General features: G+C 41.6%; 19 protein-coding genes and 1 pseudogene. 17 read left to right on the forward strand and 3 right to left on the reverse strand.

The annotated features are described in order from the left end of the window. Window positions 1-447: 447 nt before the first annotated feature. From FHG67_RS21885 to FHG67_RS17880, 14 genes and pseudogenes are all read left to right on the forward strand, one after another. Window positions 448-597 carry a hypothetical protein gene (locus FHG67_RS21885; protein ID WP_172616504.1) on the forward strand — a complete coding sequence of 50 codons (150 nt, stop codon included), beginning with the start codon at window positions 448-450 and terminating at the stop codon, window positions 595-597. Beyond that, a complete protein-coding gene (gene queC / locus FHG67_RS17820; protein WP_004499424.1) occupies window positions 594-1,307 on the forward strand; it encodes a 7-cyano-7-deazaguanine synthase QueC in 714 nt (237 codons plus the stop codon). The genes FHG67_RS21885 and queC overlap by 4 nt, the downstream gene beginning before the upstream one ends. Window positions 1,308-1,386: 79 nt before the next feature. Next, window positions 1,387-1,671 carry an NAD(P) transhydrogenase subunit alpha part 2 gene (locus FHG67_RS17825; protein WP_000434762.1) on the forward strand — a complete coding sequence of 95 codons (285 nt, stop codon included), beginning with the start codon at window positions 1,387-1,389 and terminating at the stop codon, window positions 1,669-1,671. Window positions 1,672-1,675: 4 nt separating this feature from the next. Continuing rightward, the gene (locus tag FHG67_RS17830) at window positions 1,676-3,076 is read left to right on the forward strand and encodes an NAD(P)(+) transhydrogenase (Re/Si-specific) subunit beta (protein WP_004499413.1); all 1,401 of its coding nucleotides are present in this window, start codon (window positions 1,676-1,678) and stop codon (window positions 3,074-3,076) included. Between the two features lie 183 nt (window positions 3,077-3,259). Next, the gene (locus FHG67_RS22915; RefSeq protein WP_036074888.1) at window positions 3,260-3,823 is read left to right on the forward strand and encodes a hypothetical protein; all 564 of its coding nucleotides are present in this window, start codon (window positions 3,260-3,262) and stop codon (window positions 3,821-3,823) included. A gap of 577 nt (window positions 3,824-4,400) precedes the next feature. Beyond that, window positions 4,401-4,919, forward strand: coding sequence for a hypothetical protein (locus FHG67_RS17840; protein WP_004499411.1), 519 nt, complete (start codon window positions 4,401-4,403; stop codon window positions 4,917-4,919). Between the two features lie 23 nt (window positions 4,920-4,942). Next, window positions 4,943-6,475, forward strand: a complete 1,533-nt coding sequence (locus FHG67_RS17845) for a hypothetical protein (protein WP_004501108.1) — start codon at window positions 4,943-4,945, stop codon at window positions 6,473-6,475. 202 nt (window positions 6,476-6,677) lie between these two features. After that, entirely contained in the window at window positions 6,678-11,225 is a 4,548-nt protein-coding gene (locus tag FHG67_RS17850; RefSeq protein ID WP_004499421.1) for a hypothetical protein, read from the forward strand. A gap of 283 nt (window positions 11,226-11,508) precedes the next feature. Then, a complete protein-coding gene (locus FHG67_RS17855) occupies window positions 11,509-11,886 on the forward strand; it encodes a ribosomal maturation YjgA family protein (RefSeq protein WP_004501042.1) in 378 nt (125 codons plus the stop codon). Window positions 11,887-12,195: 309 nt separating this feature from the next. Then, window positions 12,196-13,401: a tetratricopeptide repeat protein gene (locus FHG67_RS17860; RefSeq protein ID WP_004499433.1), complete on the forward strand. Its 1,206-nt coding sequence runs from the start codon at window positions 12,196-12,198 to the stop codon at window positions 13,399-13,401. A 299-nt stretch (window positions 13,402-13,700) separates the two neighbouring features. Continuing rightward, window positions 13,701-13,905 (forward strand): annotated as a pseudogene (locus FHG67_RS22760) (WGR domain-containing protein); the annotation flags it as partial. A 936-nt stretch (window positions 13,906-14,841) separates the two neighbouring features. Continuing rightward, window positions 14,842-15,117: a hypothetical protein gene (locus FHG67_RS17870; RefSeq protein ID WP_004499437.1), complete on the forward strand. Its 276-nt coding sequence runs from the start codon at window positions 14,842-14,844 to the stop codon at window positions 15,115-15,117. 136 nt (window positions 15,118-15,253) lie between these two features. Further along, a complete protein-coding gene (locus tag FHG67_RS17875; protein ID WP_004499418.1) occupies window positions 15,254-15,679 on the forward strand; it encodes a hypothetical protein in 426 nt (141 codons plus the stop codon). Window positions 15,680-15,816: 137 nt separating this feature from the next. After that, a complete protein-coding gene (locus FHG67_RS17880; protein WP_232423602.1) occupies window positions 15,817-16,197 on the forward strand; it encodes a hypothetical protein in 381 nt (126 codons plus the stop codon). 205 nt (window positions 16,198-16,402) lie between these two features. Here the strand turns inward: FHG67_RS17880 and FHG67_RS17885 are convergent, their stop codons facing one another. The 3 genes from FHG67_RS17885 to FHG67_RS17900 form a co-directional block, all read right to left on the reverse strand. Further along, complete coding sequence (locus tag FHG67_RS17885) at window positions 16,403-17,395, reverse strand: glycerophosphodiester phosphodiesterase (RefSeq protein ID WP_376767526.1); 993 nt, start codon at window positions 17,393-17,395, stop codon at window positions 16,403-16,405. A gap of 82 nt (window positions 17,396-17,477) precedes the next feature. Then, window positions 17,478-17,885 (reverse strand): GFA family protein, encoded by a 408-nt coding sequence (locus tag FHG67_RS17890; RefSeq protein ID WP_002616073.1) that lies wholly within the window; start codon window positions 17,883-17,885, stop codon window positions 17,478-17,480. A 581-nt stretch (window positions 17,886-18,466) separates the two neighbouring features. Then, window positions 18,467-18,742 carry an LA_0364 family Cys-rich lipoprotein gene (locus tag FHG67_RS17900; protein WP_016759759.1) on the reverse strand — a complete coding sequence of 92 codons (276 nt, stop codon included), beginning with the start codon at window positions 18,740-18,742 and terminating at the stop codon, window positions 18,467-18,469. A 709-nt stretch (window positions 18,743-19,451) separates the two neighbouring features. Here FHG67_RS17900 and gcvT point away from each other — a divergent pair. The 3 genes from gcvT to gcvP are packed head-to-tail and all read left to right on the forward strand — an operon-like array spanning window position 19,452 to window position 23,908. After that, window positions 19,452-20,567 carry a glycine cleavage system aminomethyltransferase GcvT gene (gene gcvT, locus FHG67_RS17905; protein ID WP_020782930.1) on the forward strand — a complete coding sequence of 372 codons (1,116 nt, stop codon included), beginning with the start codon at window positions 19,452-19,454 and terminating at the stop codon, window positions 20,565-20,567. Window positions 20,568-20,584: 17 nt separating this feature from the next. Continuing rightward, window positions 20,585-20,977, forward strand: a complete 393-nt coding sequence (gene gcvH / locus FHG67_RS17910) for a glycine cleavage system protein GcvH (RefSeq protein ID WP_002616052.1) — start codon at window positions 20,585-20,587, stop codon at window positions 20,975-20,977. A 30-nt stretch (window positions 20,978-21,007) separates the two neighbouring features. Further along, a complete protein-coding gene (gcvP, locus tag FHG67_RS17915; protein ID WP_002616019.1) occupies window positions 21,008-23,908 on the forward strand; it encodes an aminomethyl-transferring glycine dehydrogenase in 2,901 nt (966 codons plus the stop codon). The last annotated feature ends 71 nt before the right edge of the window (window positions 23,909-23,979 follow it).

Raw genomic sequence — 23,979 nt, forward strand, 5'->3', positions numbered from 1 at the left:
ATCAGATGAGATTTCCTTTAAATTAAAAGAAATATTTGCAACTTGAACTATAAACGCAACCAGTGCATAACTTCGTCCGAAAGGCGTAGTAATTTTTATAAGAACCTGTCCCGAAACCGGGCCAGAGCCCGTCGAGCGCCAATAGAAGCGAGATGTTGAGTTACTAACTTACCCTTTTTGATAAAGAGTGTGTCCCAAAACTCAAAACAATTGCAGCGATCCGCAAAGGTTCTGATAGGATCGAATGGTTTTGGGACACGCTGTAAAATCCAGAGGGAATTAAATGGCAAAAAAATTAAATATTATTAGGATCATCCGCATTGATTGTAGGCGTTTTTGGAATGTTAAGCGGGAATAAAAATCTATCACCGCTCGCAATTATCTTAGTAACAATAACAACGATTGTGTATATTCTAATTCTTTATTTAAAAAAGAAAATTAATAAAAATGAATGATAAAAACAAAGAATACGACACCCTTCACCTAATGCGATATGTGACTTTGCTCGGAACGCCCTTCGGGGATATTTTCCTTACACAAATATATTCCGGTAAGACATTTCATATCGGTGAATCGTTTGAAGAAGGTATGCATTGAATCCTCAAAAGAATGAGAGTTTAAGCCGCAAGAACTTAAAAGAGGAATCCTCGCATAACAAAGCAGTCGTTCTCTTATCGGGCGGTCTCGACTCCACTACTTGTTTGTATCAGGCGCTCTTGGACGGAAAAAAAGTCCAAGCTTTATCTTTCGATTATGGACAAAGACATAGAATCGAATTGTCTTATGCAAAAAAAATCACTCGTAAATTAGGAATTCCTCACACGATTCAAAAACTAAAACCCGAATTGTTCTTGGGTTCATCCCTCACACAAAAGTCTATCCAGGTTCCGAAAAACTCTTTGGGAAAAGAGGAGATTCCGAACACTTACGTTCCGGGAAGAAATATTCTTTTTCTTTCCTTTGCGGTTTCACTCGCGGAAGGAACGGGTTCCAATTCCATCTACATCGGAGTCAACGCGATGGATTATTCGGGTTATCCGGATTGTAGACCCGAGTTCATTAAAATGTTCGAGATGGCGATCCAACTCGGAACCAAAAAAGGAAGCCAAGGTTCTCCGATCAAAATCGTAACTCCTTTACAAAATCTTTCTAAGAAAGAAATCGTTCTTCTCGGGAATCGTTTGAAGGTCCCCTTTCATCTTACGTTCTCCTGCTACGATCCGAAGGGCGGCAAAGCCTGCGGAAAATGCGACGCGTGTCTCTTGAGAAAAAAAGGTTTTCAGGAGACTGGAGTTTCTGAAAAGTGATTTCATCTGTTGACATTTTTGTCAACACTACCTTCCTCAACTCTCCAAAGGAAGGAATTTCTTTTTAGGAAAAGTTTAAATGGAACAGTTCGTAGGTTACCTGACGATCTTCTTATTAGCCGTATTTGTTGGTTTTGAGGTCATCACAAGAATTCCTCCTCTTTTACATACCCCTCTTATGTCAGGTTCCAATGCGATTTCCGGAATCACGATCATCGGTGCGATTCTATCTCTTCATTCCGTAAACGGACCGCTGATCAATATCATCGGATTTATCGCGATGGTCGCCGCTACGATCAACGTTGTCGGTGGATTCTTAGTAACCCATAGAATGTTGGGAATGTTCAAGAAGAAAGAAAAGTAAGAATATGGAAAAATCGATTATCAATTTAGTTTATCTTCTCTCCTCCGTCCTTTTTATCGTAGGATTGAAACTTCTTTCTCACCCTAAGACTGCGGTGCGGGGAAACTTCGTAGGCGCGGTCGGTATGTTCTTTGCCGTTGCCGCCGCTCTTGTGGAAAAGGGGCTTGCTTACGAATACATCTTGGCGGGATTCATCGTCGGAACCGCGATCGGAGTGTATCTCTCCGTTAAAGTCGAAATGACTTCCATGCCTCAGCTCGTTGCGGCGTTGAACGGTTTCGGCGGCCTTGCTTCCTTCCTTGTCGCAGGCGCCGCGGTGATGGAAGTTCTTCACCAAGGAACCAACCTCGAAGTTTTAAAATCGTATCAGTTTACCGTCTCGACCGCTGCATCCGGAATCATCGGAGCCGTAACTCTTACGGGAAGCTTTGTGGCTTACGGAAAACTTCAAGGTTTGCTTTCTGAAAAAGCGGTTCGTTATCCGGGCGATCAAATCGTTAAAGTTCTCTTCTTTGTAGGTTCCATCGTTCTGAGTTACTTCGTCGTCATCGAACCGGAAAAGATCGAATGGTATTGGTATGTCGTAGTAGTCGGCTCCGTTTTAGGAATCCTTCTTGTAATGCCGATCGGCGGCGCGGATATGCCGGTCGTAATCGCGCTTTTGAACTCTTATTCCGGAATCGCAGCGTCCGCGACCGGATTCGTATTGGGAAACAACGTTCTGATTATCGCAGGATCTCTCGTGGGAGCTTCGGGAATCATTTTAACACAGATCATGTGTAAAGCGATGAACCGATCTCTTGCAAACGTTCTCTTCGGAGGACTCGGAGCCGCTGTGGATACTTCCAAAGGCGGAGAAGATATCTACGCCGGAAAAACCAAAAGCACTTCCGCGGAAGAAGTCGCAATGCTCCTCGATATGGCTCAAAGAGTCGTGATCGTTCCCGGTTACGGAATGGCGGTTGCGCAAGCGCAGCATGCCGTAAGAGATCTTTATAATATTCTTACGGACAGAGGAATCGACGTTGAGTTCGCGATTCATCCCGTTGCTGGAAGAATGCCGGGACACATGAACGTTCTTCTTGCGGAAGCGGATATTCCTTACGACAAGATGAAAGAAATGGACGAAATCAATCCTTCCTTCGAGCAAGTCGACGTGGTCATTGTCAACGGTGCGAACGACGTGGTAAATCCGCTCGCAAAAACCGATCCGAGCAGCCCGATCGCGGGAATGCCGATTTTGGACGTGGACAAAGCGAAAACAGTCATCGTTATTAAGCGAAGTCTAAGTCCCGGGTTTGCGGGAGTCCCCAACCCGTTGTTCATCCAAGACAACGCTCTCATGTATTTCCAAGACGGTAAAAAAGCGACTCAAGAAATCGTTACGGCGCTCAAAGAAACTTGAGCGTTTGATTCTTTTTAGGAACGCCTCACAAAGCCGGGCCTTAAAAAGTCCGGCTTTTTTGTTTTGGGAGAATGGATTTAAACGGAGTTCCTATGCTCGTTTCAATGATCATCCGTTTACCAATCGTTTTATCGAATCCACTTTACAAGTTTTGCAAGTATTTTAGATACGAGATAAAAACAAATGCCAAGGTTATATCCTGAGAAATCCCTACTGGTTTTGTTTTCAATGGGATTCTTTCTTCATTTAAACAACTTTACGCAGTATTTACGAGACCAAGCCGCTCACACACGGTTTTTGGTTTTTGCCCATAATAATCACATCATACTTCCAATTGTGGATTTATTCCTCTTTATAGTTATATTGTACAGCGTTTTCGCGCTCATCTGGGAACATAAAGCTTTCTTTAATAATTACAGTATCAAATACAGATATAAAATTATTTACGGGTTCGTGACCTTCTGCCTAACGCAGAGTATTGGTGGTTATTTATTTTATATTATATTCAAAGATTTTAATTTTTTCTTCAAAGATACTTTCATAGGTGAGTGCAGACGCTGTTTAGGTCTGCCTTCTCCTTCTTTTCCCATTCCCATTTCCCCTTTTTCCCCTGTCAATATATATCTGTTGTACACGGGAGACGACTCTTATCTAGAACACTTCGATTGGTGGATTAGTCCGATTATGATGACAATATACGTTGGGATGATCTGGTTTTGTTTTTCGTTAAAACCAAAGACAGAGTAATCAAACGGAAACAATTCTCAAAAGAAATATACTTCGTATTAAATTTCTCATCGGATAAGATCTGAACAATTCAAAAACCTCCTCGAATTCTAAGATCTTATCCCACTCGTATAGTTTTATCTTTAAACCTTTCTGAAACGCCCATAGTGCTCATACAAAAGCAATCAATTACGCATTAAATTTATCAAAATTAAGAAGATAAAAAGACATTTATTCGTCATAATCGACGGAAATTTTTACGGTCAACGGTTTTGCGAATATCATATTGCTTTCTTATGCTATCTTAAAAATTTGGATTGAAGCGGAATTCAACGATCTTTCTTTTCATTTCAAAAATCGATTCGTTTATTTAACCGAAGAAAAAACAAAATAGAACGACTTTTCAGATAAAATCCCGTCGAGTTTTACACGTTTCAATTTAAACAATGAAAGCAAATCCATTTTATAACGTGGTGAGAACTCCAACCCTATTTCCGATAGAATGATTTAAAGACACTGAAAAGAAGGAAATCGTTTCGAGAAAGGAAACCGATTTGCCTTTTTAATTCAAAACTTCAAACCAAGAAAGGATAACACAATGAAGAAGATTTTAATAAATTCCCACACTAGAAAATTTGTATATTCGATTTCCTTAATTCTATTCTTCTCGATCGGAATGTTCGGTATATATTCTAACGAAGAGGACAAAAAAACCCATTCCACTAAAAACATCGACATTACCGTAAAGGACAAAGACGGATACAATCATTTTCTAGTATTCACGAAAACGACGACCCCTGACAAATCCTACATCGCTTACAACGTCGAATTTTGGATGAACAACTACGTTTACGCAAACACGGATGAATTCTCCCAAATCGTTTTCAAAGCGGGTAAAAAGAATTTCAACGGAAGCTTTTATAAATACGATACTTCCTCGAACGCGTTTGTTCTTTATTTTTATCTGGACGAAGCGACCGTCAAAGGTCTTCTTTCCGGAGCCGGCTCCGTGGATAAAATCAACGTGATTCAAAAGAACAAAACGATTTTAGAATATTCCGTTGCGACAAAAGACAACTTCAAAAAAGCACTGAGCGAAATCACGAGCGCGGAATAAGAACAAAGCCTAGGAGAAAATTCATGAAAACCAATCCCGATTATCTTGAAGTGTGGAAACAAATCATAGACTCCGATGAAAAGCTTCCCGACTCGCTGACTCGACATTTTTCCTATCTCGTTGACAATCCGGCATACGATCCATTGTTGCAAGCGGTGATGCAAAAAGCTTCCAGTTGTAAGATCGAGGAGGATTCTCTCCAAATCTTTTTTTCAAACGATTTGCTGCTGAGCGCAAGCGCTCCTTCTTCGGCCAATGATTCGACAACGTGGCCTGAAAGTTTTAAGCGATTAATCGACGTGCACGAGTTTATAGAAGTCGGAGATTCTAAAAATCATAATATAGCCCGCGATCTTGTTTTAGGGGACCATGGTTCTTTTTTAGACGAATACATAGACAACGAAGAATTTGCGGAAGCGGAAAGTCCGTTGATAGACGATCAGTCGGATTGGTGGATCTATCATCCGGAAGAAAAAAACGAACACGATCAACCGATGCTCTATTACGTTTCTCACGAAAGCGGAAACGTGAAAGAAAGTTTTCCGCATAACGTTGGGATTCTTTTTTTAAAGAGACTTGCGGATCAATTGAAGATAGACAAATCCTTCTATCCTAAGTCGGAAGAGGAAGGCGCGAGTTCGCTCGAACTACAAAAGGAAATCGCGCTCCCCTTCGCTATTTTACGAACAGAACGTATCGGAGAATTTAGAATCGCGGCCGTTCTGCGACAAGACGCTCAAATATTCTTTGGAATTTTAGATACTTCCAATCCGGATGATATTAAAATAATCGGCAGAACCGATTTTCCAAGTTCCAAGGATAGTTTTAATATGAAGGTCTCCGAATCGAAAGTGATTCTTTTCAATCGTATGACGAGTCTCTTCAACCCGCTTGTATGGATCGACATCAGCGATCTCACTTCTCCGAAAGTCGGAGGTGTCATCGACGAAAAAGGAACCGAGGCGGCCGCGATCCATCAAGATCAAGTGATCTATAAAGCGAATCAATTGATCGAACAGAATCTTTTAACCGGAGAAAAGAAAACGTTCCGATCTCTCATCCGCGCAAAAGAATTGATGATGGATGAAAACGTCATCGTTGTACAAAATCAAGACGAGGTTCAAGTTTTGGACCGTCAGTACAATTTGATCAGTCAAGGTAAGGTGAAGACTTCGTTTCCTAAAAACTTTCTTTTTTCCAAACTGAAACTAATCGTATGTTTGCCCGATTCTTTAGAGGTTCTCGGCTTTGCGACCAAAAAGATTCAAAAGCAAAAATTCCCTTCCCTCAAAGATCATTCTTGCAGATTACCTCATTTTGTTTCGGGAAATTCGATTTGGTTTCTTACAACCACGCGAAATCGCGACGACGAAATCCGATACCATCTGGTTCGTTTGGATATGGATTCAAAGGAAAGCAAAGCTACGATCCACGTTTTGAAAGAAGATTTGGATTACGACGAGTTCGCGATCGAAATCGTTTCGAATGAAATCAGAATTTATCTTAGAAGGAAAATTCTTATCTATCGTTTAGAAGCTATCTCAAAAACGTCTTAGAATGATTGAAATCGGCATTTTAAGCAAAGATACAGTATTTTTTGAGACAACCTTACTACTCATCACTATAAAATTGAGTACCGTTAATTTTTATCGGAAAACACTGTTTCAATGTAAAATATTAGACACTCTATTATGTAGAGATGAGTAAAACAGCCCGTTTAAACGTAAAACGACAAAACACATTAGGAACATTGAAAGTATGAATCCAAACATAGACCTTTCCAAAAAAATAGAAGAAGCTACCTTGGCCGCGATCGAAGACGGAACGATCGATCGCGACTCCCTTCGTCAAATCGTAATCGGAGTCTCTAAACTAGGAGACGTGATTCTACTCTGGAGTTTTGACGATTGGAGCAATTATCCTTATGCGGAAGAGGACAAAGCGTATGCGAAGATTTCCAACGCGGATTGGTTGGATCGCTGGGATGCGCTTTCCGATCCGACAAGCGAGAAAGCGGATCCATTGCGACCGCAACTGCGCGCTCAAATTCACGAAGCGATTCGTAACGTCATCCTCGATCAATCCTTGGGAGAATTTTCAAATCTCGTAGGTTTCGCCGAATATCGTCTCAATCCTCACGTCGATATCGAACACGGAACTCCCGCAAGTTTTGAATACGATGAATGTGAGGGAGAAGTATTCGCTTTTTATCATCCGCATGGCGCCGGTCCAATCGTTGGGATCATGGAAAAAATTCCTCCCGGTCATTTGATCTATCCGTTTGGATCTTTTTTTGAAGATGGAATCGCGTTATTCTATCCGGAAGGGAAACAAGATTCTCTTTCCGGATCGGATCAATCTCCCGGTGTAAAGATTCTCTCGTTTCAAGACGTAGAAGCCTGGTGGAACTATGACGACTACGTGATGTATCGCTCGAAAAACGAACCTCTCAGCATCGGCCTTACCAGCGGACACACTCACGAAGAATGGGGACAACCGGATCGAAAGGAAATAGAAAGAATGATAGAGAGGCATTTTTTAAAAAGCGCTCCTCATCTTCAGTTTATTTCCGAAACGTTACCCGACATCGAAAACCTGGACGCCGTCGCGGATTGGAGGAATCGATTGGAACGGTATGATATTTATCCTTACGAGTTGATCCGAAAATTCTATCCTAGATTCGGTTTCAAAACGACTCTTCGTTTTGCGGCTTCCTTTCAAAATCAACAAACAAGAACGAGATCGATTTCCACCCTTGCTTGGTCTTCGATTCATTCGAAACGACATCAGGAAGCGTTAGACGCTCTTTCCGAATTATCCGCCGATCAGCGTTTGGAAGAATGGAGAATCGAAATTCACGCATTGATCGCTCTCCATCGTTTTGAAGAAACGATCCAACTCGTCGCGAAACTCAGAGAAGCGATGAAAATTCCTCGAAAAGGACATCGGCTTGCGGACGAAGAAGATATTCTTCCCTGGGAATTGATTGCGCTACTCGGAGTCGGCCGTAAGGAAGAAGTTTCCGCAAAACTCGCATCGATCAAAAAGGAAGATGAAAAAATAAACTTTGTCCGAGCGGTGATTCTCCAGGATTCCAACTTGAAAGAAGCTCAGTCTTATCTTTTAAAAGCGATTCGATCCGATATTTTGAATCTGAATCTGGAACAATTCATCGTTGAACCGCAACTCAAGAAGCTGATTTCCTTGACAATCAAAGTCGAACAAAGAAAAGAAAAAGCAAAACTACGTGATTTGGAAATCGGACGTTTCGAAAAAGAAGCGGAGATCAAACCGTTACAAATCGAATCCTCCGAAATCAGACGAAAGACTTCGAAACAATGGAAGACTTCTTTCGAATTCAATCTCAAAGACAAGCTCGATTCGGATCGTACAAAAACGATTTGCAAACAGGGTTCGAACGTTTGGATCATTGGACCCAACGGACTTTTGTGTGTGGAAACAAAAGAACCAAACAAAATCTCCGTAAACACGGCGGTGGAAGGAAAGTTCCGTAACTTGGCGATCGCCGGAAATTATTTGTACGCGACTTGTTCGGAAGGATTAAAAATTTTTAATATTTCCAACGCCGCTTCGCCGGTCTCTCATGGAACCGTTCCGCGTTTTGATAAACAGGAAGAACAAGAAATCGCAATCGGCGAAGGAGTCGTCGCGACGCTTTCTCGAGATGTTTGCACGTTGTATTCCATTACAAATCCTGCAAGACCGACTCCGCTTTCCTATATTCAGTTAAATCAAAGCCTGCAAGATTATATGGAAGGACTTGCAATCAAAGGAAATATTTTATTTCTTTCCACAGACGAACGGAGAATCGTATGTTTCGATATCTCCGATCTCGCAAATCCGCGTTGTGTCTCTTCTCTTCAATTGGCTTGGAACGGCGAAAGAGGTTATGGCGATCTCCGGCTTTTGGACGATCTAATCGTGATGAAGATCAGCGGCGGAGTTTGGTTGATAGACGTTTCGAATCCTCAAAACCCCCGTTCTCTGGCCGCATTTTCTATCGATCAATCTCTGTTCCCCGTTCGAAAGGGAAATAAACTCTATCTGATCGACAAATGCGGAATCATTTTGATTCTGAATCTGGATACCTTGGAGTTTGAAGAAAAAGCCAACACAATTCTCATGGATGGCAAGAAAGATGAAGACTATGATCCGAGACGGGGCATATTTTTGGACGAAAAACTTCTCTTATTATCCCCTAAAAAAATTTCTCTCTTAACCCAGGCCGAAATCCCATCCTATCCCGATCCGACTCCGCACGTCTTTGAATTGGAAGAAACGCTCAAAGAAAAGATCGAAGAGGAACTCGCGGAAGTTCCGGAAGAATTTACGGCGGGATTGATCATACTACGACGCTATCGCGGTTCTTTTAGACTGATACTCGACACACCGAGAAGTTTTGTCGGGATCAATTCATACAGGGAAGAATTGATTGAAATCGAATTAGAACTCGGAGATCTAAGCGATAGTCCGTATATTAAAGATTATGCGGAAAACAAAAATCCGGCAGAGATCGCCGATCCCGATTCGTTGAATCTTTTTCAACTTCGATTGGAAGACGCTTACAACGAACTCGCTCAAAAAATTCTGAACTGGTTACCCTCCTCCGAAGAATTTCTTCGAATCGCGTCCGGCAAAGTCTATATTTGCAACCGCACCAACGACAAAATCGAATTGGTAAACACGCTCATCGACGAAGAGAAAGAATGGAAACCGTATCGTTCCGAAGAAACCGAAGGCAGCGGAGGACGTTCGATCGACGATCTTCTTTCGGATTTTAACGTGCGGGAACGAATGACCGCAAGAGCAAAAGAAGAACCGGAAGTTCGAGAACGCGCGCATGCCCTCGCGGCTTCCGGAGTTCTTTGCGCTCTAAGAATCGTAGAGGCGATTCAAGAAGTCGATCCGACAGCGGCGATCGAAACGTTTCAAAAAACCGCGCTGACAAAGTCGGACTGCGCCGAGGAAGCCGTAGAAGAATTAGCGGCTTATAAGGACAGACCCGAAGTCAAAATCTTTTTGGAAGATCTGATTCAAACCGGCCGACCGATCATTCAAATCGAGGCTGCATTGGCGCTTGGCAGAGCGGATTCCGATCACGTAGTCGAACTTGTAAAACTTCTTTTGAAACACGATCCGTCGTTAGAAAGCGGCGGTTTGTATAACGCCTACGAATACGACGACCTCGCAATCAAAGCCACAAAAGCGATGCAAAGCAGACTAGGGGAACTACAAACACATCTTTTGGAATGGGTGCGAAACAATCCGAACGAAAATCGAATGGGCGGAATCGCGACTTCGCTTTTCAGATCCGGTTATCGAATCCTTCCTCCCGAACTGGTGGAACAGGCCAAATACGGGAAAAGCGATGAAGAATATCATACTATGCTAACGGGAATTCCCGCGCTTGATAATCAAGACTGGAATCAATCCAAAGAATGCGAGGCGGAACGGCTCTTCACCGGTTTTCGACTTGCGGAGTACACGATGGAGCTTCGTACAAAAAACGATCAAGATTCTTCCCTATGGCCCCCGGAGTTGCCGCACGAACCTTGGAACGCAAGTTGGTCGTATGTTTTGGATTCCGCTTGGTCTCATCTTGTGAATTTAGGAATCGTCGACTGGTTTGAGAATGCTCTTGGAAATCGCGCGCGAAAGTCTTCCGAAATCTATTTACCCGATCGGAAACTGCTCTCGAGTTTGTTAAAACGATATTCGGGCGCAAACGACTTGGAAGCGACGCTGAGAATTACGGATTACTTCATCACCGCACCGGAAGGGGTTTTCAAAAAAAAAGAAATCGATCACGCGACCAAACTTTGTTCTTGGGCGAGAGTTCAACTTGGATTCGCCTTTGCGAAAGAAGGAAATCTAAAACGTGCCAAGGAACTTGCAACCGCCGCTTTGACTGCGGATCCCTCGGATGGAACCGCGCTGTTTCTGGATGCAAGACTGATTTGGTTGGAAAGTAATTCTCCGGATCAGTGTATCGAACGAGCCAAACAGAATCTGGAAAAATTAGCTCCCGATGACGAGATAGGACATGGTCGTCTTTTAAATCTTGTAGGCTGCGCTCTTGACGAACTGAAAGACTGGGATCAAGCTGCGATCTGGTTTGAAAAGGCGTGGAAGGCGCATTCATCCGATCCGATGTATCTTTCCAATCTCGCGGAAGCCCACCACAAACGGGGAGCCAAAGAAGAAGCGTCTAACGCAGCCCGATTGGCAAAACGCAGCGGAGCTACGGAAAAAATCCTGGACGAGATTTTGGGAAAGAAAGCTTGAGTCTTTTTTTGAAACCGCTTTTTCCGAGTAGCTCCACAAAGTAAGCCGACACGAAGAATTCGAAAGCGTCAAACTTTTCGTAAAAGCGCTCTTGGAAATGGATCATAATAAAAACTTTATATAATATAAAGTGAGTTCGGTATAAGAAAATTTAGGCGAATAAGAAACTCAATGTTACGACTCCCTGAACTCAGCGCAGAGCTTTCCTAAGGGTCGCTCTGCGGGTCGAAACATATAATCGCTTTCGCATTTGTTATACCGAATTCACGTTAATATAAATTCAATGAAAATACGATTTATATATATAGGACTTTCACTGTTTTTCTTAGGAATCTGTTTTTTAATCCTTCACTCGTTTCGTTCAAACGTTTTTATTCGCGGTTTCATGGGAGACATGACGATCGTAATGCTTATCTATACTTGTCTACAGTCCGTCAAAGATTTCTCCCCGATAAAATTATCCGCGTCGATTCTCCTGTTTTCTTTTGGAATCGAAACGCTTCAGTATTTTAAAATCCTACATTTCCTGGGAGTTCAAGAGAATGATACGACAAAAATCATCTTCGGTTCCATATTCGATCCGTTGGACTTGGTCGCGTATTTTAGCGGAACCATTTTGATTTTGTGGATGGATGTGTCGATGATTCGGAAACACCGATGACTACGGTTTTTATCCGGGAGCTTTGATGTGGTTTCCTCGATTGCAGGTCTACGGAGCATGGGATTCCAGTCACGAAGAATTGTATGTTTTCCCGGAGAAACTCGGGCACGATGAAAACCAAATTTGAAAGTTGAGACCGGTTAAAAATTCATTTGTAGCTATTCAGGAATAAAAAATAGGTTGTGCTCAAAAACAAATTTAAAAAGTCTGACCGTGTGTATAAGAAATACAAAGATCGATTTTTTCTCTTTTTGTAACATCATCCCATCTTTCTTCTCCCCAAAAATAAACTCTCATTAGGAAATTCTCATGAATCACGAAAGACAAAAAATCGAAACAATCTTAAAAGAAATTTTTGATAACTTTATAACAGAATCGGAAATAAAATTTATAGACTGGGACGACTCGATCAAGGATGACGAAAGAGAAAGACCTTTTGATAGCGAAAGAATATTTTATAACGAAGCCGTTCAGTATTCCGAATTTCATCCGTTGATTTTGAAATATGTAAACAAAATCATCGATCATAATCTTCAATATTCGATTCTTTGGTCGTGTGAGGAAGAACACGCAGGGACACATGCGATCATGGCATTGGCTCTTTCCGAAAAAAAATATATCGGAGACTATATAAATTTTTTGCGTTCGAATGATCTGAACCATGAAGTGTACCAAAGCGACGATATTAACGCCCTAGTTCAAAAATGGGGGTGGTGTGAAGAGACGTTATCCTTAATGTCCGCGCGTTGTTTTCGAGGTCAGTTTGGAAGCGATCAATTTGACGAAATGATGGAAACAGGACTTTCCGAATTTTTGGATTTCCCCGACAAAAAGGATTATTTTTTACTTAGATTGTGCGAAGAAATAAAAAACGAAATGTGGTATGGCAGGTATGACCAAGAGGATGTTCCCGCGCTCGTATCGCAAATCTCCGATATATTTGAAAATTTGGATTTGCGCTATCCTGCAAAAAAAATTCGAGCGCTGGCGAAAGAAATCGCTTCGGCAAAAGAAACGGATAAAATTCGTTCTCAAAACGTACGCGATCGAATAAGTCAAGGTTGGGAACACATTCGAAAAAAAGAATATACTCAAGCGGAAGAATTGGTTCGATCCGCACTCTCGGAATATCCGGAGGATGCGGAAGCTTTGTATTTGGATGCGAGACTCCACTGGTTGAGTTCCAGATCAGTAGAAGCAGGGCTCCGACGAGCCCAAGAGAATTTAAAAAGAGCCTCAAAGTTTAATTCCCTCGCAATCAGTAGTATTTATAATCTTATCGGATATGCGTTAGACGAGCTTTCTCGATACCGAGAAGCGATCCAACCCTTTGAAAAAGCGGCCAAAATGAACCCAAAGGACCCGGTTTTTGCGTCCAATATCGCTGAAATGTATTGGAAAATCGGAGATAAACAAATTGCAGTTCAATACGCACAAAAAGCGAAGGACCTCGGAAAAAAGTCGGAACTGATTGATACGATACTCAAAGAAACTTCCGAAGAGCCGCATTCGTGACCTCGGGAGTTATCTTTCCGATCAAAGAAAATTAGAACGAAAACGTATTCTGATAAAAACAACATTTGTATATTCGCCAATCGTTTCCATTGTAACTTGGTTCATCTCAATCGGATCCGTTTTTCTTTTCTAAAAATTCTTATATCCTTCGCAAAACAACTTGCCAAATAAAAGTAATGCCTTTTATAAGTTGGAACAATTCGTTCTTTCATCTTTGTTAGAATCAATCCGTTCTATCTTTGCAAAAAATCAGCGATAGAAACGAAGCCGAATTCGAAATCACACGAGAAGAATCAACCATGAAACACAACTTAACGTATCAAGACGACAAATCCGATAAATTCTGGAATATAGAAGTTTCCGGAACCTCGTTCACGATAACTTACGGTAAAACCGGAACGAGCGGACAAACACAAACGAAGGGCTTTGACAGCGAAGAGAAATGTCTGAAAGAAGCGCAGAAATTGTTAAGCGAAAAGTTGAAAAAGGGATATGTGGAAATCAACTTCTCGCAAAAAAAAGGAAAAAGTGCGTCTCCAAATGCTGAGATGTATTCCATCGGCGATTTTCTTAATACGAGCGAGTTTCATGAAATAGTGGAAGTCGGTGAAAAATTGTTGGATAAAATCTCGAAAGAGGACAAAATAACTGTTTTAACCAAGTTATGCACCGCTTGCGAATCGATTTTGATTGGCTTAACCGGAAGCGAAGAAGAAGATTATGCCCAACGACTTCAAGCAGCAACAGGATTATCAAAACCAAAAGCCGCTTTTCAAAGAAAATTAGCAACTTACAAAAATCAACTGGAAAAGTTAAAGGTTACGAAGCCCCAAAACAGGGAACTGCTTGAAGAGATCAGTTCAGAATTAGACAATTCGTACATAATCAACGAGAAGAGTCTAGATGAAGTTTGCACATCCATTAGAAAAATGAAAGCGCTGACTGGCGACGACGACGCACAAGAACTCATCATTGATCATGTTTTGGGTCGTATGGAGATATTTCTTGAAAAGGAACAAAAAAGAAATTTCCTACAGATATTGCAAGCTTATGAGGAGATCTTGCCAGAATTTGGATTTCCCCAAAAGCTTGTCTACGGCCGATATCGAGTAGGCGAAGGTATCGCTTCTCTCGTTATCGACGCGGGTTTACTCTTTAACGACAAATATATGCTTGATGCCGGGCTTGCCATGATACCCGCTTCCGTAACTTACAAGAAACTCGCTTTTTCTCTAGCCCTTTACTATGCCTCGGTAAAAAATAGAGAAATATTTCTCCAATATGCTGCGCTATCGGTTAAACTAGACAGTCCCAAAAGTTGGTTTTCTTCAGAAATCTTTAACCAGTATCGAAAAGAAGAAGAGTTTGCTAAGATATTGAAACGCGCTGAATGAACCTCAAGTTGAAGCCAAACAATAACTTTTAGAGTGAAAATTTAAAATGACGACTTCTGAGACATCCGGTGCAAAAAAGAAAAATCATGAACAAGCCAATTACCTCAAAGAATGGCAAACTATTGTAGACGCCAAAGATTTGCACAAGGCTCTGATCCAACATTTTAGCTATTTGGCGGACAATCCGCGTTTTAAAAATCTATTGGAAGCCATCCTGAAAAAGGTCGTGAAAGCGAGTTGTAACAAGGAAGCTTTAGAGGTGACGTTTTCGGAATATAGAATGTTATGCACGCCTCCATTGAAACAAATCCCCGCCGAATAATCCTCGGTCCTATCAAGATCTTCTGAAAAAGCATAAAACTATCGAACTTTTCGATACTCAATGCGCACTTGGTGAACACGGCGATTCTGACCAAGAAGTTCAAGATATTTGGTTTGATGATCTTGTCGAAGAAGACATGGGAGATTCCTATATTTTTGAATTCATAAAGGCGAAAAAACTTCTTCACGCTCCGATTGATAACGGCGTAAGCGGTAATTTCTGGATTTACCATCCCAATAAAAAAAACTCCTTGGGCGAACCTATGATTTACTATCTCGAGTCTGATGGTGAAATGATCTGTAATCCTCAACCTTGCAATGCGGGTAGTGTATTTTTGAAAATACTTGCCCAAGGATATTTGGATATGCAAATGGCAGTGAAAGAAATATTGTCCGGGCAAAAGTCACAGACATTCAAGCATGGTGGAATAGTCTCGATAGCGACTGGAAAAAATTTCTCACTGATAGTTGTTATGGGAGCAAAAGACCGGCTACGGCATTGGAAAGTCTTGGTCGTAATACGGATATCGATATCAAAACGCTTGAACCCTTGCGTTCCATGAAACTGCTCAAGAATTTGGGTCTTTTTGTACCGAATATAAATAACATTTCTCCCTTAATAGACTTGAAACAACTAAAAGATCTTCGAATACAAAGTACAAGTATTTTGGATTTCTCACCTATCGGTAAACTCGTTCAATTGGAAAAACTTACGATTATTTTCACGGGAAGTATTGAATTGGATCTTTCCTGGTTGGAAAGCCTAACCAAATTGAATGAACTGACGATCTATGTAAAGGGTCATGAAGAACAAATTCGAATACAGTCGCTTCACGCGTTCCATGCACTCAAATCGTTAGTAAGATTAGAACTTATGGATATCCGCTCAACGACCCGTGAAAAAATATCGATCGAGCCATTGTCAGAATTAACAAAATTGGAGGAACTCCAGCTTCTTGATTTTTCTTTTCAAAGCCTTGAGCCGCTTTATAAATTAGAATCATTGAAAGAAATTGATCTGGATAGCTCGGCTAATAAGACTGAAATTAAAAATGCTATGCCGTGGTGCAAGGTGTATTAAAACAAATAAGAATGGATCTTAAAAAACGTGAGTTCGGTATAATAAAATGAGAAAGAATTTTCTAAAAGTGAGAATTCCTACGATTTCAGAATTTGTTTGTAAAATCGCGATTTGCGGTAGTTCCCGCATTTTAAGAATCAATTTACAAAGTTCAAATTCCTACAGAAAAATGAATCATGGAATCCTTACACCGAACTCACGTTAATTAATTCTTAATCGCTTGAGACAGTCGATCCGGATAATCGCTGATAATTCCGTCGACTCCCGCATCTATCAGTCTTCTCATTTCTTCCCGATCATTGACTGTCCAAGGAATCACTGATATTTTATGAGAATGAACTTCCTGCACGAATTCTTTCGTTACGTATAAAAAATAAGGGGAAATGATATCCGCCTTTACTTCAAGGGTCTTTTTGAGAACGTCTTCGCGCGTCCCATTTCCGAATCCCAATTTCATCATCGCCCCTTGAAAATAAGTAAGAGAAAAAAGAGCGCTCGTCCTAATCTTCGGATTTTTTTCTTTTACGACGGGGAGCGCTTGTATGTAAAAAGATTGAATCGTAGTTCGGTCTGCAACTTTCGCTTTTTCTACGGCTTGGACCAATAAGTCTACGTGATCCTTTACTTTTTCAATGGAAAACGTCTCTTGATCTTCGTCCGGAAATTTTACTTCAATGTTGAATTTTAATTTCGGCCGATTCGGATTGTTCTTCTCGATGTTTGCAACAAGAACGAAAAATTCTTCGATCGTAATCAATTCGGTTCCGGGAACGGGAATCTGTTCGGGGTATTTCGGATTTTTTTTCGCTCCGCAATCCAGCTCTTTCAGCTCGGCAAACGTTAAGTCGTACAAAGAAACGGGAACGATCGGCGTTCCGTCCTTCTTTTGGCAAATCGTAGGATTCGTTTCCGAATCGTGATGAATTACAATTTTCTTATCTTTGGTTAAAACCGTATCCAATTCCAAGGTGGTCATTCCATATCGAATCGCTTCTTCAAAAGCGGGCCAAGTATTTTCAGGCCTTAAACCTCTCGCACCCCGGTGACCCTGTAGGTCCAAACTTTTATCCAAGGGTTTGTTGATAATTTGTGTGTTCGAACAGGAATTTGCTCCAAAGTAAAGGATTAGAACGAATAGTATTTTTAAAGAATATCTAGCTTTGGTTTTTGTATCCATCTTAAACGGAATTTTTTCCATTTTCGAATTGTGGAAAAGCATTTTTTAAGTCCGCTTACATTACCAGAGCTATCTCAAAAAACAACCTAAGACGTATATACGATCAGAGGTGACGTATTTCAGCAGGTTGTTTCCGCCAGTTGTTATGAAGTCCGTCCGCATACCAAAGAGGTGCCGCAACCAATTCTTCGAGGTCTATATTATCTAATGTAGCTAAACTTACGCTGATAAACGCTCCTCCTAACTCTTCAAGATAACCTTCGGTAAACATTCTCACTCCGCAGTTTTTACAAAATTTATGGATCGCACTTTTTGTTCCAAATTGATAGGTTTGAAGTTCGTTTTCTCCGGAGAGCAGACGTAATGCTTCCGGTTTTACCATAGAACTCCAATTTCTTACTTTGGAACAATAAGAACAATTGCATTTGCTAGTTCCCTTGGAAAGATCGAGAGCCAACTCGTAACGAACCTTACCACAATGACAGCTTCCGTTGTAATTTTTCAAACTCATATCCTATTTCCCGAATGATTCATACTTCGTCGTCGTTATTCAAAATGCCTTGGGTTCAAACAGTTTCAAGAGAAAAAGTTTTTCAAACAAATGAGATTTCAGTCATAAATCGGTGGAGTTCCCACATAAAATGACAGCACCCGCATTCCGTTTTACAATCCGTAAGGCGAAAAGAGTTTTATTCCTATTACTGATTTGCGTTTTGTTATTATCTTGCGTTTATAGGCTCCGAAGACCAGCCTTATCCGGAATATCGTCGATTATGATAACAACCCCATCGAAGGATGCAGAGTGGGAGAAACATCAACCGATAAAAATGGAAAATTCATTTTCTCTGAGATTCGCTACAATCAGTTTCTTTTGACTGAAATATTTCAGATGGGGCGCCGGATTTACATGTATCAGAAAAAATTGAAAAAAGGATTTTATAAAAAGGAAATTATAGTTTTAATATTTTTAGGGGAAGCGGAGGAGAAGTTTCTAAATGGGATTTATAGGTATACTTATCTCTACATAATAGAGTGTCCAAAATTCTGCGTCCGAAACACGGGATTTTGTGCTCAAATTAACGGTACTCTATTTTATAGAGATGAGTAGTAAATAGGATTTTTGAATTTGCAGTCGGCTTTACAAAAACCATCTATAAACGAACAGGCTATGGCACCATCAACTGCCGCATAAGGTTCCTTATTTGAAGCGGGAGTGGAAATATCCTTCAGAGCCACTGCCTGAAAACAAGCCCGCAATCTTTCTCCACATTTTTCTTTCTTACATTCTTCGACGGGAATAATGTCATTACAGGAAGCAGCGAAAAAAACCAAAAGAAGTCCGAAAATAAGAATCAATATTTTATTCATAGGATGAATATAGCATAAATCCGACTTTACTCAATGATTATATTGTATCGTTTGCATCGAATTATAAAGTGAACAGAGTATATGCCGAAATTTTTTCGTATTTGCATAAATGCACTTCAATAAGAAAGAACAAATGAAATCGATTCGTAAAATTCTATAAACAAGGCTCATATTTATGTTTTTCGAAACAACTCAACGTAGATTGCAGTTAGATGCTACCTTATATCGTTGCTTGCAAACTCTACATTCCTTTGACGATTGCAAGTCCGGCCATACAATTTTCAGCGCGATGTTTACAGCCGTCACCTTCTAAATATTTTTCCCGAGGAAAAATGTTATTACAGAAACTTGTGGAAAGGCCTGAAGGATCAAAAACCAAACGGAAATAATTTTATTCGTGGACTGACTGTTCTCACCGAAAAGAACACGGTCAATATTTCTAAAAACGAACGCTCGCTTCTATTATAAACGGAATCATAGATATTTATAAAATTCTTATGTGTTTGATTTAAAACCTTTAGAACCCAACGGATGATTCAACCGATTCCCGAATTGAAATCAAAGAATTTTCTTCATTTCGGAAGAATTTCGATTCTCCCGCTCCAAACGCGTTCCAAACGCCGTATTCGGCCGTGAATTAGGAAAAATTTACCCAAAAATCAATTTGTCCCGGTACGGAGCTAGTAAAAATTGGTACTCGGAAAGCTTTATGTCCCAAGTTAAAAGAACGCCACTTTATGAAACTCATCGCGCCCTTGGCGCCAAAATGATTCCTTTCGGGGGCTGGGATATGCCGGTTCAATATTCCGGAATTATCGCAGAACATAACGCAACCAGAGAGGCGGCAGGACTTTTCGACGTCTCTCATATGGGAGAAATTTTTATAACGGGCGAGCCGAAAACGGTTCTCGATTTTTTGGAATCGGTCACTTGCAACTTGGTCGCTTCTCTTTCCAATTTTCAGGTTCAATACAACGCGATCTTGAATGAAAACGGCGGACTTGTAGACGACGTTACGATCTATAAATTCTCCGCCGAAAAATATATGATCTGTTCCAACGCTTCCAACTACGAAACAGTAACCGCACACTTACTCAAATATCTGCCCGCATCCGGCGTCAAAGTGCACGATCAAAGTCAAAACTGGCACCAGATCGCCCTACAAGGCCCGAAAGCAAACGAGATCTTCTCTAAATTCTTAGGTAGAGAATTGGATTCAATTCAGTACTATCATTTCGCTCTTCTCGGCTATCAAGGAGAAGAAATCATCGTCTCCAGAACAGGATACACTGGCGAAGACGGATTTGAAATTTATTCTTCCGTTCCTTTCGGTTTAAAACTTTGGAACGGACTATTAGAATTTGGGAAACCTCAGGGACTCCTTCCATGTGGACTCGGCGCAAGAGATACTCTGAGAATTGAGGCAAAATATCCTCTTTACGGACATGAGCTCAACAACCAATGGACTCCGGTCGAATCGGGAATCGGTTGGATTGTGAAGGAAAAAGAGAATTCCTATTTCTCATCCGGGAAAATTCTTTCTCAAAAGAAAAACGGAGCCGAATTCAAAATTGTAGCGTTCGCATTAACGGAAGCGGGCGTTCCGAGAGAAAACTTCAGAGTTTTAGATTTTCAAGGAAATGAAATTGGCAAAACTACGTCCGGCACGTTTTCTCCTTCCTTGAAAAAAGGAATTGGTTTGGCTTCCATTCGAACCGAAAAAATCAGAGACGGCGAACCGATTCAGATTGAAATCCGCGAGCAACCCAAACAAGCTATCATAACAACAAAGCCTTTTATTCCGGGCAGTATCAGAAAAAATTAAATCAGGAAAAACGAATCATGGCAGAAACACAAGCACCCGCAGGTTATCTCTTTTCGGAAAAACACGAATGGGTAAAAGTAGAAGGAGACACCGCCCTTATCGGAATTTCAGATTTTGCTCAATCCGCTCTCGGTGATATTGTCTTTGTGGATCTTCCAAAATCGGGAAAGGCCGTCAAACAGTTTGAAACCTTCGGCACAATCGAATCGGTAAAAGCGGCGGAAGATTTATACGCGCCTGTCGGCGGAGAAGTGATCGAATCCAATTCGGCTCTTTCCAAAAATCCCGGCGACGTAAACGCGAAGCCATTTGATTCTTGGATGATTAAGGTGAAAGGTTTCTCCACCTCCGAATTGGAGAAACTTTTGAGTCCCGAAAAATACAGAGCGCTCGTCGCCAAACTCGAATAACATCAAAGTCTAATATATGGATAGAAACAGATGAACGTAAACTCCACGCTCCAAAACCAAAACATAACTAATCTTGAAAGGGTAAGTACGGATCCCTTAGATACTTTTCCAAGAAGACATATCGGACCGGATTCACAACAGATCGGTGGGATGTTAAAAAAATTGGGGCTTTCTTCTCTGGAGGAGCTGGTCGATAAAGCGGTCCCCGCGGGAATTCGTCTCGAAAAGGAACTAGATCTACCCAAGGCTTCCACCGAACACAAGATCCTTCAGGATTTGAAAAATATCGCTTCTCAAAATCAAGTTTTTCGTTCTTACATCGGAGCGGGTTATAATGCCTGCATCATTCCCAGCGTAATTCAAAGAAACATTCTCGAAAATCCTGGTTGGTATACCGCGTACACTCCCTATCAAGCGGAGATTTCCCAAGGTCGTCTCGAGGCTCTTTTGAATTTTCAGACGATGATCGTCGATCTGACCGGGCTTGAGATTTCAAACGCTTCCCTTTTGGACGAAGGAACCGCGGCGGCGGAAGCGATGTTTCTCGCGTATTCGGTTCGCAAAAATGAAACCGCTAAAAAATTCTTTGTGTCGGAACTCTGTCATCCTCAAACCATCGATGTGGTCGTTACAAGAGCCAATCCGCTCGGAATCGAGGTTGAAATCGGAAACCACGAAATACTGGAATTAAATGAGGATTTCTTCGGGGTTCTTCTTCAATATCCTGCGACCGACGGAAGAATAATCGATTACACTTCTTTTATTCAAAGAGCACATAACGTTGGAGCGGTTTCCGCAGTTGCCGCCGACCTTTTAGCTCTTACTCTTCTCAAATCTCCCGGAGAAATGGGAGCCGATATCGCCCTCGGTTCCTCTCAAAGATTCGGCCTTCCTTTGGGATTCGGCGGCCCCCACGCGGGTTACTTTGCGACCAAGGACGAATTCAAACGAAGTATGCCGGGAAGATTGATTGGAGTTTCCAAAGATTCCCAAGGAAATCCGGGACTCAGACTTTCTCTTCAAACCAGAGAACAACATATTCGAAGAGACAAGGCTACAAGTAATATCTGCACGGCCCAGGTTTTACTTGCGGTTATTTCTTCTATGTATGCGGTTTATCACGGGCCGGAAGGGCTTAAAAATATTGCGACTCGAATTCATAAATTCACTTCAATTCTTGCAGACGCATTAAAGTCTTCGGGTTTTACGATTTCAAACGATTCTTTCTTCGATACAATTACGATTCAAGCAGGCGCAAAAGCGAAAGATATTTTGAATAGGGCTCGTTCCGAAAGAATCAACCTAAGGGAATACAAGGACGGAAGGATCGGGATCGCGTTAGATGAAACTGTGGATTCCGAAGATATCAAAGATCTGTTCAGAATTTTCCAAGTGAAGCAGTCGGATATAGAAAAACTTTTTTCAGATTCGGGAAATATTTCCGATTCCTTCAAAAGAGGCTCTTCTTACCTAACCCATCCCGTATTTCAATCATTTCATACGGAAACGAAAATGCTTCGTTATATTCGTAAACTTGAATCTAGAGATCTTTCCCTGACGACCTCGATGATTCCGCTTGGTTCTTGTACGATGAAACTCAACGCTACGACGGAAATGTATCCGGTTACCTGGCCTGAATTCGGAGCAATTCATCCGTTTGCGCCTTCCGATCAGACCAAAGGGTACAAGATCATCTTTGAGCGATTGGAAAAATGGCTTTGCGAGATTACTGGATTCGCGGGAGTTTCCTTACAGCCGAACGCGGGTTCTCAGGGAGAATACGCCGGTCTTTTAGCAATTCGAAAGTATCACGAAAGTAGAAAAGAAACCCATAGAAACGTTTGTTTGATTCCGATCTCCGCCCACGGAACCAATCCTGCAAGCGCGGCGATGGCGGGCTTTAAGGTCGTAGTCGTTTCCTGCGATCAAAACGGAAACGTAGACTTGGAAGATCTAAAAATAAAAGCAGACCAACATAAGAACGATCTCGCCGCCTTGATGATCACCTATCCTTCCACTCACGGAGTGTTCGAAGAATCCGTAAAAGAAATCTGTCAAATCGTTCACTCTCGCGGCGGACAGGTTTATATGGACGGAGCGAACATGAACGCTCAAGTCGGATTAACAAGTCCGGGAGAAATCGGAGCGGATGTTTGTCATCTCAACTTACATAAAACTTTTTGCATACCTCACGGAGGAGGAGGTCCCGGCGTAGGTCCGATCGGAGTCGCAAAACATCTCGTTCCATTTTTACCCGGACACGTACTAGTAGATAATACGACCGGTAACGAACACGGAGCGGTTTCTGCGGCGCCTTGGGGGAGTGCGAGTATCCTTTTGATTTCTTGGATTTACATCGCTCTGATGGGATCCGAAGGCCTTACGAATGCGACTCGGATTTCGATTCTAAACGCGAACTACATCGCAAAACGTTTGGAAAAAGCTTATCCGATTCTCTACAAAGGAAAGAACGGTTTTGTCGCTCACGAATGTATTCTCGATGTAAGGCCGTTTAAAAAAACCGCAGGAATCGAAGTGGAAGACGTTGCAAAAAGATTGATCGATTACGGTTTTCACGCGCCTACTATGTCTTTTCCCGTTCCGGGAACGTTGATGATCGAACCGACAGAATCCGAATCTTTGGAAGAATTGGATCGTTTCTGCGAAGCGATGTTGCTCATCCATCAGGAAATTCTGGACGTTCAAAACGGCGCTCTGGACAAAACTGATAACCCGTTGAAGAACTCTCCGCATACCGCGGCAATGGTGACTTCCGATCGTTGGGATCATTTGTATCCGAGAGAACGCGCGGCGTATCCCGCTTCTTGGCTGAGAGATCATAAATTCTGGCCTTATGTGGGAAGAGTGGATAACGTGTACGGGGATCGGAATTTAGTTTGTTCTTGTCTTCCGATCGAAAGTTATCAGTGATTTGTTAAACGAAGTCGATAACAAAAACCATGAAACATTCGAAATTTATTCTATTCAACATTTGGACGATA

The sequence above is a fragment of the Leptospira weilii genome, from assembly GCF_006874765.1.
Classification (GTDB): Bacteria; Spirochaetota; Leptospiria; order Leptospirales; family Leptospiraceae; genus Leptospira; species Leptospira weilii.

Excerpts from the sequence above, each read along its gene's own strand:
- FHG67_RS21885 (WP_172616504.1), top strand. The coding sequence starts at position 448 with ATGAATGATAAAAACAAAGAATACGACACCCTTCACCTAATGCGATAT.
- FHG67_RS17825 (WP_000434762.1), top strand. The coding sequence starts at position 1,387 with ATGGAACAGTTCGTAGGTTACCTGACGATCTTCTTATTAGCCGTATTT.
- FHG67_RS17830 (WP_004499413.1), top strand. The coding sequence starts at position 1,676 with ATGGAAAAATCGATTATCAATTTAGTTTATCTTCTCTCCTCCGTCCTT.
- FHG67_RS22915 (WP_036074888.1), top strand. The coding sequence starts at position 3,260 with ATGCCAAGGTTATATCCTGAGAAATCCCTACTGGTTTTGTTTTCAATG.
- FHG67_RS17840 (WP_004499411.1), top strand. The coding sequence starts at position 4,401 with ATGAAGAAGATTTTAATAAATTCCCACACTAGAAAATTTGTATATTCG.
- FHG67_RS17845 (WP_004501108.1), top strand. The coding sequence starts at position 4,943 with ATGAAAACCAATCCCGATTATCTTGAAGTGTGGAAACAAATCATAGAC.
- FHG67_RS17850 (WP_004499421.1), top strand. The coding sequence starts at position 6,678 with ATGAATCCAAACATAGACCTTTCCAAAAAAATAGAAGAAGCTACCTTG.
- FHG67_RS17855 (WP_004501042.1), top strand. The coding sequence starts at position 11,509 with ATGAAAATACGATTTATATATATAGGACTTTCACTGTTTTTCTTAGGA.
- FHG67_RS17860 (WP_004499433.1), top strand. The coding sequence starts at position 12,196 with ATGAATCACGAAAGACAAAAAATCGAAACAATCTTAAAAGAAATTTTT.
- FHG67_RS17870 (WP_004499437.1), top strand. The coding sequence starts at position 14,842 with ATGACGACTTCTGAGACATCCGGTGCAAAAAAGAAAAATCATGAACAA.
- FHG67_RS17875 (WP_004499418.1), top strand. The coding sequence starts at position 15,254 with ATGGGAGATTCCTATATTTTTGAATTCATAAAGGCGAAAAAACTTCTT.
- FHG67_RS17885 (WP_376767526.1), bottom strand. The coding sequence starts at position 17,395 with ATGGAAAAAATTCCGTTTAAGATGGATACAAAAACCAAAGCTAGATAT.
- FHG67_RS17890 (WP_002616073.1), bottom strand. The coding sequence starts at position 17,885 with ATGAGTTTGAAAAATTACAACGGAAGCTGTCATTGTGGTAAGGTTCGT.
- FHG67_RS17900 (WP_016759759.1), bottom strand. The coding sequence starts at position 18,742 with ATGAATAAAATATTGATTCTTATTTTCGGACTTCTTTTGGTTTTTTTC.
- gcvT (WP_020782930.1), top strand. The coding sequence starts at position 19,452 with ATGTCCCAAGTTAAAAGAACGCCACTTTATGAAACTCATCGCGCCCTT.
- gcvH (WP_002616052.1), top strand. The coding sequence starts at position 20,585 with ATGGCAGAAACACAAGCACCCGCAGGTTATCTCTTTTCGGAAAAACAC.
- gcvP (WP_002616019.1), top strand. The coding sequence starts at position 21,008 with ATGAACGTAAACTCCACGCTCCAAAACCAAAACATAACTAATCTTGAA.